The organism is Archangium violaceum (genome assembly GCF_016887565.1).
Classification (GTDB): domain Bacteria; phylum Myxococcota; class Myxococcia; order Myxococcales; family Myxococcaceae; genus Archangium; species Archangium violaceum_B.
On record NZ_CP069396.1, the window covers coordinates 6,186,749 to 6,201,458 of the forward strand.

Annotated in this window: 6 protein-coding genes and 1 riboswitch; of the genes, 3 read left to right on the forward strand and 3 right to left on the reverse strand. The window is 67.1% G+C overall.

Annotated features, from left to right (window positions below):
• Positions 1–24: 24 nt before the first annotated feature.
• Together JRI60_RS24890 and ahcY are read right to left on the reverse strand one after the other, a co-directional pair.
• Positions 25–2,196 (reverse strand): hypothetical protein, encoded by a 2,172-nt coding sequence (locus JRI60_RS24890; RefSeq protein WP_204228376.1) that lies wholly within the window; start codon positions 2,194–2,196, stop codon positions 25–27.
• Positions 2,197–2,862: 666 nt separating this feature from the next.
• Positions 2,863–4,281, reverse strand: coding sequence for an adenosylhomocysteinase (ahcY, locus tag JRI60_RS24895; RefSeq protein WP_204228377.1), 1,419 nt, complete (start codon positions 4,279–4,281; stop codon positions 2,863–2,865).
• A gap of 72 nt (positions 4,282–4,353) precedes the next feature.
• Positions 4,354–4,423: riboswitch (S-adenosyl-L-homocysteine riboswitch) on the reverse strand.
• A 248-nt stretch (positions 4,424–4,671) separates the two neighbouring features.
• Here ahcY and JRI60_RS24900 point away from each other — a divergent pair.
• From JRI60_RS24900 to JRI60_RS24910, 3 genes are read left to right on the forward strand one after another with little or no spacing between them, the layout of a single operon-like run.
• Positions 4,672–6,204, forward strand: a complete 1,533-nt coding sequence (locus JRI60_RS24900; protein WP_204228378.1) for a tannase/feruloyl esterase family alpha/beta hydrolase — start codon at positions 4,672–4,674, stop codon at positions 6,202–6,204.
• A gap of 20 nt (positions 6,205–6,224) precedes the next feature.
• Positions 6,225–6,986: an SDR family oxidoreductase gene (locus JRI60_RS24905; protein ID WP_204228379.1), complete on the forward strand. Its 762-nt coding sequence runs from the start codon at positions 6,225–6,227 to the stop codon at positions 6,984–6,986.
• 8 nt (positions 6,987–6,994) lie between these two features.
• Entirely contained in the window at positions 6,995–9,187 is a 2,193-nt protein-coding gene (locus JRI60_RS24910) for an FUSC family protein (RefSeq protein ID WP_204228380.1), read from the forward strand.
• Here JRI60_RS24910 and JRI60_RS24915 read toward each other — a convergent pair whose 3' ends face one another.
• Positions 9,188–14,467 carry a trifunctional serine/threonine-protein kinase/ATP-binding protein/sensor histidine kinase gene (locus JRI60_RS24915; RefSeq protein WP_204228381.1) on the reverse strand — a complete coding sequence of 1,760 codons (5,280 nt, stop codon included), beginning with the start codon at positions 14,465–14,467 and terminating at the stop codon, positions 9,188–9,190.
• Positions 14,468–14,710: the final 243 nt, after the last annotated feature.

Here is a 14,710-nt window from a genome sequence, read left to right on the forward strand (position 1 = left end):
GCGTCGATGTCCCTGGCTGGAGGGCTACTGGCGGATGTAGGTGAAATTACAACCCGTCGTGGCCTTCGTCCGCACGTAGCACTCGATGGACGGATAGTTCGCCTTCAAGGTGCCCTTCTTGATGAGGCCGCGGATGGTGCTGGTCTTCGATTCGATGGTCGAGCTCGAGCACGTGAGGTTGTTGCGCTTACAGGCCCGCTCGACGATCTTCGGGATTTCATAGGCGCAAGCGCCGTCCGCGGGGGTGCACTCGTCCTGGAGGTAGTACTCGTGGCTCTCGCGCAGCATGGCGAGAGAGAAGTCCGGATTGGGGACCTGCGGGGAGTAGACCTCGGGCCGATAGAAAGACCCCGTCCACCAGGAGATGCCTTCGTCCGCGGCGCACTCGGAGGCCTCGTCGTTCGTATGGACGCAGCCGAACACGTCGTCGTAGGACTGGACGAGGTCACGCCGCCAGGGGGCATGCGACTTCTGCACCAGGTCGTAGACCCACCGATAGATGCCTTTCTCGAAGGCAGCGGTCGTGTTGTTGGCGACGTCGGTCTTGAGGAAGGCCAGGTCATGCGACTTGGCCACGGAGTTGTCGAACTTGGGACGGAAGGTGTTGTCGCGCTTTCCGTCGCTCACCGCGTTGCCGAGGACCGTCGGGAGGACGCTCGAATCCGCCCAGAGCTTCTCGCCGACCTTGCGCTGCAGCGCCAGGAAGGCCTGGGCGTCATCCGGGTTCTCCATGAGCCCTCGGTTGAAGCCCTTCTCCTTGCCTGCACCGGCCGTGCTCCCATAGGTCAGGAGGGCGTGCTCGCGCATGCGGACGGCGAGCCGCGGCGCACGCTCCTTGATGAAGTCCCGGATGAGCGTGAAGTTCGCGCGCAGCGGAGCCCCGAATCCGCCGCCCGTGACCTTCCCCTTCAGGTAGTCGGTGATGTGATGGCCGTCGCAGTCGCTTTCGATATTCGGTGCCGGGCTCGCGGCCGCCAGAGCGCGGTCCACGACGGCGGCCAGCTCGGAAGACCGTACCTTGGACTCGAACTCCGCGGTCATGGCCTCCTGGATCCTGGTGGGGTTCCCCTGGAGCTCGTTCCAGAAGTGAATATACGTCGCCTTGTAACTGGTGCGCTCTCCCTCCGTGATGGGACGGCCGAAGACAGCCGCGAACCAGGCATCAATCACAGCCAGGTTCGCCTCTGGCCCGCAGTTGATGTCGTAGAGACGGGTCTTCTCATCCGGCTGGTTGCGGTCGATCAGGAGGTACTCCACGGCCGGGCGCAGGACCATGAGGCTCTGGCTGGCTGTCCCGGATGGGGTGGTGGTGGTGAAGTAGTTCCCAGCTGTATCGCACGAGAAGCGGAAGAGTGCGTTCCTGCTCTTGTTGAACCGGAAGTAGGCGCTGGCCGGATACTCCAGGACCGAGAAGATCGTGAGGTCATCATTGCGGCAGTGGAGGACCGGCTGCTCGCCGGGGTGAGACGCGAGGAAACGCGGGTCATCCTGCGCGATGAGCTCGGGAGTGGTGCTCCCGAAGCCGAGCGCCTGCTGAATCTGCGCCCGATTGGAGCCACAGTCGATTGCATAACCCAGGCCACCGGAGATGAGATACAGCGGCCTGGACGTCCGGACTCCATCGAAGGGGTAGTCGCTGACGAAGAGTTGGGCCTTATCGAATGGGATGGCGGGGCGAGGAAGGAGGGGGGGCGAGCCCACCGCGGAGGGGAGAGGCTGTGCGGTGGCTGAATAGCAGTTGATGTCGATCTCCGTGAGCCCATGGTCCGTCGGCTCCAGCCAGAAGCTGCGAAGGGTGGGGAGGATGGGGATGCTGTCCCTCACCAGGTCGAAATCAAAATCACTCGAGCTCTTCATGGCGAGCGCCGTGAAGAGATTCATGCAACTGGCGGAGAAGAGGTAGTCGGGAGCACCGCGGAGGCGCAGGTAGTATTGGGGCCGTCCCTGCGGCTGTACGCCGATCACCCGGAAGACCTGCAGAACCTGCCGCCGGGTCTCCTCCTCGGTCTTCCCACAACGGAGCGTGATGATGGGAACGTCGACATCCCCGTTCGCCCGCCTCAGGTCGTCCGGAAGATTCGACAAATCTCCCCAGTGCTCCATCTCGCCGAGGGTGAGATTCCGGCTGTACCCGAACGCTTCCAGCATCGTTCCGTAGTTGCTGCCACAGCCGATGCGGAATGCGACCGTGGGCACCTGCCCCTTGTAACTGACGACGACGGGAAGCTCGCTCGGAAGACCGTCCAGGAGGTCCGGGTTCGAGTATGCATAGGCCTCGATCTCCCGGTCGGTGATGATCTCGGATGAGCGCTCAGAGGTTGGCTGGGCCTCGGCGTGTTCTCTGTCCGGGTTACACGCGGCGATGACACACAAGCAGCTGGCCCAAAGACACAAACGCATCCAATGCATGAGGAAACCCTCTGCATGCCGCCCTGAAGGACCAGGGGTATGGCCGCAATTGAAATTCTGGCAGACGAGCTACGAACCCGGAGAAGGCCGCTTGAAGCGAATTCTCGTTTTCAGCGAATGCCGTACTTCCAGAGGAATACCGGCTGTACGGATTGTGAAGCTGTACACAATCCGTACTATGATTGCACGCGCAAAAATTGCGGCTGATATGGGCTGACGGGTGTCGCTGGACGCGACGCGCACCAAGATTGTCCGCGAGGCGCCAGTGCTGGCGATGCACCCATTCTCGAGTGGCGATCGAGAAGATACTGACTACATCGGGTTTGCTGGATTTTGAAAAATCGGAAGCCGGCGCATGGTCGAGCAGCTCTTCCGAGAAACCCTCGGTCGTAACAGGACGAGGGGCACGCGCGTCACGGATGACGCGGTGCCCCTCTGTCCGTTCCCGAGTTCCTAGTAGCGGTAGTGGTCGCTCTTGTACGGGCCCTCGAGGGGCACGCCGATGTACTTCGCCTGATCCGGGGTGAGCTCGGTCAGCATCGCGCCCAGCTTGGTGAGCTGCAGGCGCGCCACCTTCTCATCCAGGTGCCGTGGCAGCATGTACACGCCCGGCTTGTACTTGCCCGGGTTGCTGAAGATCTCCACCTGCGCCAGCACCTGGTTGGCGAACGAGGAGCTCATCACGTAGCTGGGGTGGCCGGTGCCGCAGCCCAGGTTCACCAGACGCCCCTCGGCCAGCAGGATGATGCGCTTGTTGTCCGGGAAGATGATGTGGTCGACCTGCGGCTTGATGTTCTCCCACTTGTACTGCTTGAGGCTCGCCACATCGATCTCGTTGTCGAAGTGGCCGATGTTGCACACGATCGCGTTGTTCTTCATCCGCTTCATGTGCTCGTGGGTGATGACCTGGTAGTTGCCCGTCGCGGTCACGAAGATGTCGGCCTTGTCCGCCGCGTACTCCATGGTCACGACCCGGTAACCCTCCATCGCCGCCTGGAGCGCGCAGATGGGATCGATCTCGGTCACCCACACCTGGGCCTGCAGACCGCGCAGCGCCTGCGCCGAGCCCTTGCCCACCTCACCGTAGCCGGCGACCACGGCCACCTTGCCGGCGATCATCACGTCCGTGGCGCGCTTGATGCCGTCCACCAGGGACTCGCGGCAGCCATAGATGTTGTCGAACTTGGACTTGGTCACCGAGTCGTTGACGTTGATGGCCGGGAACGCGAGCTTCCCCTCCTTGGCCATCTGGTACAGGCGGTGCACGCCCGTGGTGGTCTCCTCGGTGACGCCGCGGATGTTCGCGAGGATCTTCGAGTACCAGCCGGGTTTGGCCGCCAGCTGCTTCTTGATCGCCGCGAAGAGCACCGTCTCCTCCTCGCTGCCCGGCTTGGACAGGACGGAGAGGTCCTTCTCGGCGCGGGTGCCCAGGTGGATGAGCAGGGTGGCGTCACCGCCGTCATCGAGGATCATGTTGGGCGTGCCGCCGTCGGCCCAGTCGAAGATGCGGTGGGTGTACTCCCAGTACTCCTCGAGCGTCTCGCCCTTGTAGGCGAACACGGGGGTACCGCCCGCGGCGATGGCGGCCGCGGCGTGGTCCTGCGTGGAGAAGATGTTGCAGGACGCCCAGCGGATCTCCGCCCCGAGCGCTTCCAGGGTCTGGATGAGCACCGCGGTCTGGATCGTCATGTGGAGCGACCCGGCGATGCGGGCGCCCTTGAGGGGCTGGGTCTTGGCGAACTCGTCGCGGATCGCCATGAGACCCGGCATCTCGGTCTCGGCGATCGCGATCTCCTTGCGGCCCCAGTCGGCCAGCTTGATGTCGGCGACGCGGTAGTCGGTGAACTTGGTCAGATCGATTGCAGCCCGCATGCATTGCTCCTGATTGGCAGGGGGCTGGATGTGGCAGACGGCTCCTGCTCGCCTCCCGGGCATCCAGCCACGAGTCAGCGAGCGCCGTTGCAGAACCTGAGCCTGGCGAGGGGAGACCCCCGTTGCAGCGCTCCTCAGGGTGCGCGGAACCTAACCCAGGAGGGCCGTCCTTCGCAAAGAGAGAAGTAACGGACGGCTGGCCCCGGGTGTAGGAGGCGGACGTGGGCGAGGGTGTGCACCGGCCGGGGGGCGGGCGACCACGCGGCCGCGCGCAGGCCCGGTTACAGCGCGGAACGAAGCCTGGCCGACACGCGGCCCGCGAATGGCCGATGGAGCCGTGCGGAGAGCGCGTAATCTCGAGCGCTCCTGCCCCTCGAGAGAGACGAAGACATGACGCCCCATCCCTTCACGGCCCCCGTTCGCAACACGTTCTCCTGGTGTGGTTCCGCCCTCGCGGTGCTTCTCGTGCTGGGCGGCTGTGGCACCTCTCCCGGACCGACGCCCCAGGCCCGCTGCGAGGGCTTCCGTGGAAGAACCCTGGAGGGGGCACAGATCACCGGCGCCGAGCTCGTCGCCGCGTCCGGCCAGTTGCCGGAGTACTGCAAGGTCTCTGGAATGCTTCCCCCTTCGCTCCACTTCGAGGTGCGCCTGCCCACCTCGTGGAACGGAAAGACAGTCCATGTCGGTGGAGGCGGCTTCGATGGGAGCATTCCCAGTGGAGATGTCTATACACAGAAGGGGTACGTCTCCATTGCCTCGGATGGTGGGCATACGGGGGATGTCCTGGACGCCTCTTTCGCGCTGGATCCCCAGAAGCTCGATGACTTCGCCTATCTCTCCACCCACCGGGTGCTGCCCATCGCGAAGGCGCTCATCCTGGAGAGATACGGCAAGAGCTCCACGAAGACCTATTTCGAGGGGTGCTCCAATGGGGGCCGGGAGGCACTGATCGAAGCGCAGCGGTGGCCGGAGGACTTCGATGGAATCATTGCACGGGCTCCCGCCTACAACTTCGTGGAGCTGCTGATTGCCTTCAACCGGAACACCCGGCAGCTGTCGAAGCCCGGCGCCGGTCTCTCCTCCGCGAAGCTCATGGTCCTGGGCAAGGCGGTGCTCGATGCGTGTGATGCGAAGGATGGTGTCGCCGATGGCATCATCTCCCATCCCTCGACCTGCCAGTTCGATCCCGCGGTGCTCCAGTGCCCTGGGGCCGAGCAGAATGATTGTCTGACGGCCGAGCAGGTGACGTCGGTCAGGACGATCTACTCTCCCATGAGCCTCAATGGCACGACCGTCAATCAGGGGTGGCCGGTGGGAGGGGAGGCGGATCCGGAAGGCTGGTCCGGGTGGATCACGGGCAATGGTAACGCCTCCCTCTCGGCGGCAGGCATCTTCGGGAGCGGCCTGATCAAGTTCTTCATCACCCGCGACCCCAACTTCGACCCGTTGACCTTCAACCCCAATGATTGGCTCTCGCAGATCAACACGATGTCGGGCCTGGTGTCGGCCAACAGCACGGATCTCGAGCGGTTCCGGGCACGTGGCGGGAAGTTGATTCTCTGGCACGGTGGCACCGATGCGGCCATCAGCCAGAAGGGGACGGATGTGTATTACGAGAACCTGGTCCAGGCCGCGGGGGGCCAGGCCGCGGCGGACACGTTCGTCGAGTACTTTCCCGCCCCGGGCGTCAACCACTGCTTTGGCGGAGCGGGAGCGGACGCCGTGGATCTGCTCACGCCGTTGGAGAACTGGGTCGAGAAGGGCGTGCCCCCTTCCCAGGCGGGCCTGGTGGCGGTGAAGCTGAATCCGCAGACGGGCGGGACCGTTCTTTCCAGGCCCCTGTGCAAGTATCCGCAGTATCCCAGGTACAACGGCTCGGGGGACGTCGCCTCGGCCGGGAGCTTCACCTGCGTCAACCCCTGAGACGTATCGAGGACGGATCCATGACCAGAAGATTGGAAGGCAAGACGGCGCTCGTGACGGGAGCTGGTTCGGGCATCGGTCGCGCGGTGGCGATCGCGTTCGCTCGCGAGGGTGCACGGGTCATCGTCTCCGACGTCAACGTCGCGGGCGGCGAGGCGACCGTGGCGGCCATCCAGAAGCAGGGCGGAGAGACGCGCTTCATCCGCTGCGACATCTCGAAGTCCTCCGAGGTGGAGGCGCTCGTTCGCGGCACGGTGGAAGCCTTCGGGCGGCTGGACTGCGCCGTGAACAACGCCGGCATCGCCGGACTCATGGCCCCCACGGGTGACTATCCCGAGGACGCCTGGGACCAGGTCATCGCCACCAACCTCAAGGGCGCGTGGCTGTGCATGAAGCAGGAGATCCAACAGATGCTGAAGCAGGGGGGCGGCAGCATCGTCAGCACCGCCTCGGTGGCGGGGCTGGTGGGCATCCAGATGGCGCCCGCGTACGTGGCCGCCAAGCACGGCCTCGTCGGCCTCACGAAGGCGGCCGCGCTGGATTACGCCAAGGCCAACATCCGCATCAACGCGGTGTGCCCGGGCGTCGTCCGCACGCCCATGGTCACGGTCTCCACCGATCAGAGCAAGGAGCTGGAAGCCGCACTGATGGCCGCGGAGCCGGTGGGCCGGATGGCGCAGCCGGAGGAGATCGCCGAGGCCGTGGTGTGGTTGTCCTCGGGTGCGGCGTCATTCATCACGGGCGCCGCACTGCCCGTGGATGGTGGCTTCGTCGCGCAGTAGTCGCCACGATGATCCAACGCCTGATCGAGCACGCGAAAGAGGTGGCCCGCTTCGCCCCGGTGCGGCCGGCGGTGAAGGCCGGCCTCCGGTCGGCGATCGCCACCATCCTCCCCGTGCTGGTGGCCAGCGTCTTCCACTTCTCGGAGGGGCTCTGGCTCAGCCTGGGTGGTTTCAACGCCTCCTTCGCGGACAAGGGGGGCTCGTACCGCTCCCGCGCGGCCGTCATGGGCGCCACGGCCCTCGCCGGAGCGCTCTCGGTCTTCGTGGCCGGACTGGCCGGAAACCATCCCGTCCTGGCCATCCCCGTGGCCCTGCTCTGGGTGACCGCCTGTAGCTACGCGGGCGTGTACGGAGCCGCGGCGAACTTCGTGGGCAACTCGGCGGCGACCACCTTCGTCATCTCCCTGGCCATGCCCGCTCCCGGCCTCCTCGCGGCCCTGGAGCGGGGAGGGCTCGTGCTCGTGGGCGCCGCCTGGGCGATGGTGCTCTCGCTCGTGCTCTGGCCGATCCGCCCCTATCGGCCCGCCCGCCTCGCCGTGGCGCGCTGCTTCCGGGCGGTGGCGGACCTCGTGAGCGGGGTGGGGCGCCTGTCGACGGGAGCCGAGAGCGCTGCCTGGCAGGCGTTGATCCAGAGCCAGCACGGGCGGCTTCGCGAGACCCTCGAGGAGGCCCGGAGCACCCTCGCCGCCACACGCCGCGGGAGGCAGGGGGAGAGTGGGCGAGGGGAGCGGCTGCTCGTCCTGCTTCAGGTCGCGGACTCGATGTTCGGCTCGGTGGTCGCCCTCGGTGACGTGGTGGAGAGCCTGGCGCATGCGAGCGGAATCCGCCCGGTCCAGGAGGAGGTGGAGCGCGCCCTCGGGGCCTTGTCCCGGACCCTCCAGGAACTCGCGCGTCTGGTCGAGACCGAGAGGCCGGCCCGTCAGTTGCCCGCGCTGGACTGGGGTGCCGAGGCACTCCAGGAGGTCATCACCCGGGCCGAGGGGGCCCTGCAGGCCATCGATCGGGCCAGAGCCCTCCACGCGGCACGGTTGCTGGTGCAGCTGCGGGAGTTCGCGTGCATCGCGGTGGAGACGGCCGCGAGCCTCGCCGACGAGCACACGCCTCCCCACGAGCATGTGGTGCCGGGGAGCTATCTGACCGAGTCGAAGCGCCCGCTCCTCGCGCCACTGCGGGAGAATCTCTCCTGGGACTCGGTGGTGCTCCGGCACGCGCTGCGGGTGGGTCTCACCACGTCGGTGGCTGTCTGGCTCACCCACGGCTTGCGTCAGAGCCACGGCTACTGGGTCACCATCACCGTGCTCACGATCATGCAGCCGTACACCGGTCCGACCTTCCTCCGATGGCTGCAGCGGTTGGGGGGCACGGTGGTGGGCGGAATCCTCGCCGCAGCGGTCGCCGCCGAGCTGCACGATCCGCACCTGATCATGCTGCTGGTGTTCTTCACCGCGGCGATCAGCGTCGCCGTCATCTCGCTCAATTATGGGCTCTACACCGTCTTCCTCACGCTCACCTTCGTGCTCCTGGCCGAGGTGGGGACCGGGGACTGGGGCCTGGCGCGGGTGCGGATCCTCAACACCTTGATGGGCGGTTCGCTGGCGCTGGTGGGCACCTGGTTCCTCTGGGAGCGGTCGGAGAAGGCGCTCCTTCCCGCGCAGTTGGCGGAGGCGCTGCGGGCGGAGCGTGAGTTCTTCCGGCAGGTGTTCTCCGCCTGGCTCGGTGGGCAGGGGCGCCCGGAGCCGGCTCTCGTCGAGGCGCGCCGGAAGGTGGGCCTGGCGACCATCAACGCCGAGGCCTCCTTCCAGCGGCTGCTCTCCGAGCCTCGAAGGCGGACGGAGCCGCTCGAGCCGCTGATGACCCTGCTGGCCTACACCCGCCGTTTCGCGACGGCGGTGATCGCCTTCTCCACCACCCACCATGAGCGGGTGACGGAGCGGGTCCGGGAGCGTCTGGAGCGCTTCGAGAACGTCACCGCGCAGGCCCTGGACGACATCGCCGAGGCGGTGGCCCAGGGGCGCGCGCCGGCGCCGCTCCCCAACTTTGGCGGACTGCTCGGCGGGGACGAGCCCCCCACCGAGATCGCGGCGGCGCTGGCCGCGGAGGAGCCCCTGCTGTGGGCCCAGCTCGAACGGGTGGTGCGGCAGCTCGCCGTCCTGCACGGAGCCGCGTCCCGAAGGGCCACCCGGCCCGCGCGGGAAGACTAGTTACGTGAAGGGCAGCTCGAGGGTGGCCGTGGCGCCCTTGCCCGGTCCTTCGCTCTCCAGGGTGAGGTTGCCCCCGAGCATCTTCGCCGCGAGCGCGCTGGAGTGCAGGCCCAGGCCATGTCCACCCTCCCGGGTCGTGAAGCCCTGGGAGAAGAGCCGCTCGCGGAGCTCCGGAGCGATGCCCATGCCGTTGTCCACGACCTGGATCCGGGCCCTGTTGCCATCCGCCTCCAGCCGGACGTGCAGGTGGCGCTGCTGACTGGGGAGGGCGAGCATGGCGTTCTTGGCGTTGCTGATGAGGTTGACGAGGATCTGCACCACCTTGTGCTTGTCGAGCTGCATCCTGGGTAGGGGAGGGAGCTCCCGGGTGATGGTGATGCCGTGGCGTTGGAGGGAGGGCAACTGGATGCTCAGGGCATCGTTGATGAGCAGCGGGAGATCGCACTCCTCGAGGACGAGCGTGTTGCGCGCGTAGGTCTGCTGGATCTGGACGATGGCGCGGATGTGCTCGATGTGCTTGCCCATGGCCGCCATGCTGTCCTGGAGCGCTTTCTGCTCGCGGAGCAGCTCGTCGCCGAGCGCGGAGAGGTAGCCAGGCAGCTGGGTCCCGCGCGGATCCCGGGTGAGGAAGTCCGCCAGTCCACCGAGGTTCGCCTCGAGGAGGTCGCCGACCTGTTTGATCCGGCCCATGCGCGAGGCATTCACCGTCTCGACCATGGTCTGGAGGTTGATGACGGCGCTGGTGAGGACGTTGCCGACGTTGTGCAGCACGTTGGCGGCCACTTCGGCCATGCCGGCCCCGCGCGCGGAGTTCACCAGCCGCGCCTGGGTCTGCTTGAGCTCGAGCGTGCGCTCCTCCACGCGCTTCTCCAGGTCGTCATTGGCACTGCGCAGCGCGGCCTCCGCGCGCTGGACCTCGGCGTAGAGCTGGGCGTTCTCGATGGAGATGGCGGCCTGGCTGGCGAGGTGTTCGAGCAGGGAGAGGCGGGAGGGGGTGAAGGCGTTGGTGGCGAGGCCGTTCTCCAGGTACAGCACGCCGCGGAAGTCCTCCTGGCGCAGCAGGGGCAGGCAGAGCACGGAGCGGGCGCCGCCGTGCTCGAGCCAGTGATCGGACGAGAAGGGATGAGGCTGGGAGGCGTCGCCGATGAGCACGTGCTCGCGGGTCCTCCTGACGTAGGAGATGAGGGTCCATGGCAGCCGGGACTCGTCCGGCTGGGAGGCGGCATCCTCCGGCGAAGTTCCCACGACGGCGACCACGGAGAGCTTGTCGCCGCGGGGCAGCAGCAGGGCTCCGCGTTGGGCCCCGGCGTTCTCGAGGGCGGCACGGAGCAGCGTGGTCGCCAGCCGCTCGAGGACGATCTCGCTGGAGATGGCCTGCTGGGCCTTGACGATGGTGAGCGCGTCGATCTGCGTGGAATCCGTATCGGTGGCGGTCTCCGCGGGTGACAGGGAGGCGGCCAGGTGGGGCCACTCGGAGTCCAGGTGCTTCACCTTGCCCCTGGCGCCCCAGCGCAGCCAGGCCTCCCGGGCCTTGCGGGCGTAGGTGTCGGCGAGGGTCGGCACCTTCCGCTCGTACCAGAAGCGGGCGGCGAGCTCGCTGGCCAGGGCGACGTTCTGGATGAAGCCGTGCTCATGGGCCGACTGGTGTGCTTCCTCATAGGCGCGGAGGGCCTCGCCTTCCCGGTCCGTGATGCGGGCCAGCTCCGCGGACACCATCCGCTCGGGGGCGCGGAAGGTCGCGGGCTTGTGGCTGGCCCATTCGGCGAGCTGTTGCTGGTGCTCGTGGATTGTCGCCAGGGCCTGGGGCCGCTCCTCGGGTGTCATCTTCCCGTAGCAGGCGGCCAGGGTCAGGGCGCGGAAGAGGTGGAAGTCCAGGAGCTGGATCTGGCCGAGCGAGGACCAGGCCAGCTCGGCGGCCCGGGCCCCCGCCTCGCGCGCCTCGGCGTAGGCGCCACTCAGGAAGCGCGCCTGCATCTTGAAGAGCCAATACCAGCACCGCATGGTGCTCATCCGGGCGGGGGTCAGCCCGGCCTCGAAGGACTTCTCGTCGAAGTCCTCCCCGTTCAGCGAGCCGAATGACGGGGAGAGGCCGCGCAACTGCTGCACGTAGCGCTGGATGTGGATGAGGACGAACTGCATGTCCGGGAAGCTCGCCTTGCGCAGGAAGGCCAGGCGTGCGACCGACTCCTGATAGACCTCCTCCAGGTCGTGCCCCAGCGCGAGCCGGAGCGAGACGATGTGGCCGCAGCAGAAGCTCGAGATCTGGAAATCACTGGCCTGGAGCGAGTAGTGGAAGCCCCGGCGGACGAGCTCCAGGCTCTCGGAGAGGGGCTGGGTCCAGTTGTTGATGACCTCCTGGATGTAGAGGATCTTGCCGCGGATGGCGGAGAGGTCGTAGCGCTCGACGATGGCCCAGGCGAGCTGGCCGAAGGCGTGGGCCTCCCGGTACCGCTTGAAGGCGGGGCCCAGCACCACGCCGTACCAGGCATACCCGTGCGCGGACGAGGCGTTGTTGCCGTGGCGGATGCTGAGGGAGACCATCCGGCACAGGTTGACGATGAGCAGGTTGGGATCGGTGAAGTACGCTGGCGCGAACAGGGCGCCGAGCACGCTCATCACCGCCTCCATGTCCGGGTCCGTCATGCGAGGCAGGTCAACGAGACTCTCGATGGGGCGATTGCCCAGCAGCGTCCACACCTCCTCGTTGGCGGCCACGACCTCCTCCCAGGTCGGGCGCAGGGACATGGGCATGCCCATCTGGGCAAGACACTCCACGAGGGTGGCGAGGGCCGTCTGGATCTCGCTGGCGGCGACGTGGAGGTTGCCCTTCAAGCGGTAGACGGCCGCCGTGTCCGCGCGGGTTCTGGCCCGGGGCCGGAGCTCCTCCACCAGACGGCGCACCTCGGCGGCGTTACCGCTCATGAACTCGCACATGGCCCGGTCGAGCTGGACCTTGAAGGCCAGCTCGGGCTCGCTCTCCCAGGGGTCTCCCGGCAGGAACTGGAAGGCCTGGGTGAGGTAGGCGGTGGCCGAGCGGAAGGCCGTGGAGCTCTTGGCCTTCCGTCCGGCCTCGGCGTTCAGGAGCGCCACGCGGAGCCGCTCCTCGGGTTTGTCGATCAGCTCCGCTCCGGCGTTGAGATGGCTCACGACGTCGAAGAGCTTCTCGCGCACCGCTTCCGGCGGCAGGCTCGCGAGCAGCAACCGGCCGATGCGCAGGTGGACGGTCTTGCGCTCCTCCTCGGGGATGAGGACGCGGGCCGCCTGCTGGATGCGGTCGTGGAGGAAGCGGTACTGCTCCGGACTGGCACGCACCAGCATGCCCTCCTGGAGCGCGGGCTCGAGACCCTGCTCCACCTCGGAGGGCTCCGGCATGTGGGAGATGAGGCCGAGCATCTGGAGCGTGAACGAGTTGCCGACACAGGCCGCGAGCCGCAGCAGGTGCTGGGTGCCCAGGGGCAGCTGGCGCAGCTTGCCGGCCATGAAGTCGACGACGTTGTCGGAGTAGCCCCTGGCACGGGTGGCTTCGGTGTCCCAGTACCAGGGACCCTCGGGTGTGCGGACCAGGAGCCCGTCCTGGTTGAGCGTCCGCATGAACTGCAGCAGGAAGAAGGGATTGCCTCCGGTCTTCTCGCGAGCCAATGCCGAGAGCGGTTCGATCACCTCCATCCCCGCTCCAGGGAGCGTGTCGGCGACGAGCTGTCGCACCTCGTCGAGGCTCAGCGGCTCGAGCTGGAGAGCGGTCATCCGCGCACCGGCCTTGCGCAGCCCCTCCAGGGTCTGCGCCAGGGGGTGGGCGGGGTCGACCTCGTTGTCGCGGTAGGCCCCGATGAGCAGGACTGGAGGTGTCTCCGGGTGGGTGAGCAGGTGGTGGAGGACCTGGAGGCTGGCGAGATCCGCCCACTGGAGATCATCCAGGAAGACGACGAGGGGGTGCTCGGCGGTGGCGAAGACACCGAGGAACTTGCGGAAGACGCGGTGGAAGCGGTGCTGGGCCTCGGAGGGAGGCAGCTCCTGGACCGAGGGCTGCCCGCCGACGACGAGTCCGAGCTGGGGCACCACGTCCACGAGGACCTGGCCCTGTTGCTCCCAGGCCTCGTTCAGGTGCTTGCTCCAGCGGGCCAGCTCCTCGTCGGTGCTCGCCAGCAGCTGTTGCGTCAGGCCGTGGATGGCCTGGGCCAGGGTGGCGTAGGGGATGTCCCGCTGGAACTGTTCGAACTTGCCGCTGAGGAAGAAACCGCGCTGGCGCACCACGGGCTTGTGCAGCTCGTTGACCAGGGCGGATTTACCGATGCCGGAGTACCCGTGGACCAGGAGCAGCTCGGGCCGTCCGTTCTGCGCCACGCGCTCGAAGCCCTGGCGCAGGGCCACGGCCTCGGCGCCCCGCCCGTAGAGGCGTTGGGGGAGCTGGAAGTGGGTGGGGTAGTCGTGCACTCCGAGGGGAAAATCCTCGTGCACGCCCCGGAGCAGGTTGTCCCGGCACCGCTCGAGGTCCGCGACGAGTCCGTCGGCGCTCTGGTAGCGCTCCTCGGCGACCTTGGCCAACAGCTTGAGGGCGATGGCGGAGAGGACTGGAGGCAGGCCCGGTTCCCGCTCCAGCGGTGGCTGGGGCACTTGTGCCATGTGCGCATGGAACCACTCGAGTGCGTCGCGCCCATGAAAGGGGCGGCTGCCGGTCAGCAGCTCATAGAGGGTGACCCCCAGCGAGTAGAGATCGGTGCGGTAGTCGACCGGGCGGTTCATGCGCCCGGTCTGCTCTGGAGACATGTAGGCCAGGGTGCCCTCGATGAGAGAGGCGGGGGCCGCGTCCACGTGCTCGACGAGCTGAAGGGTGGCGGTGCCGAAGTCGATGAGCCGGGTGTCGCCCGAGGGGGTGACGATGATGTTGGAAGGTTTGAGGTCCTTGTGGATGACGCCGCGGCGGTGGAGCTCGGCCAGGGTGGAGGTCAGGGAGGTGATCAGGGAGAGGGCTTGGAGCGCCTCGAAGGGGCGGCCGGTGAGCTCGGACAGGGGGGCGCCTTCCACCTCCTCCAACAGGAGGACCGGGCGCTCCTGGAGACGCTCGCAGGCATGGACGCGGGTGACCCCGCGCACGTCCTGGAGGCGCTGAAGGATGCTGAACTCACGGCGGTAGCGCTCGAGCTCTCGTGGGCCCAGGGAGGCGGCTACAGGTGTCTTGAGGATGAGGGGAAGGCCATCGGCATCGCGCACCGCATGGAAGATCAGGTTGGTGCTGGTGGCCTTGATGGCCCCTCGAAGGGTGTAGCCGGGGATGCTCAACATGCTCTGGTGGAACAACGGGGGCCTGTGTGGGGGGAGGAAGTCGAGGTGAAGGCGACTGGCCGTCTGCCATCTTCGCCGCAAACGCGCTCGGATGCAGGTCCAGAGTGCCGCGTCCATAGGCGCGTTGCCACGCAGCCCACCGGAGCGAGGTGCGCCGTTGCCCTGGGGGCCACACCCCGAGACCTGATGGCGCTGCGTCCTCTACTCGTACCCCGAGCGAAATCGCGGTGGTCCAGCTCTTGC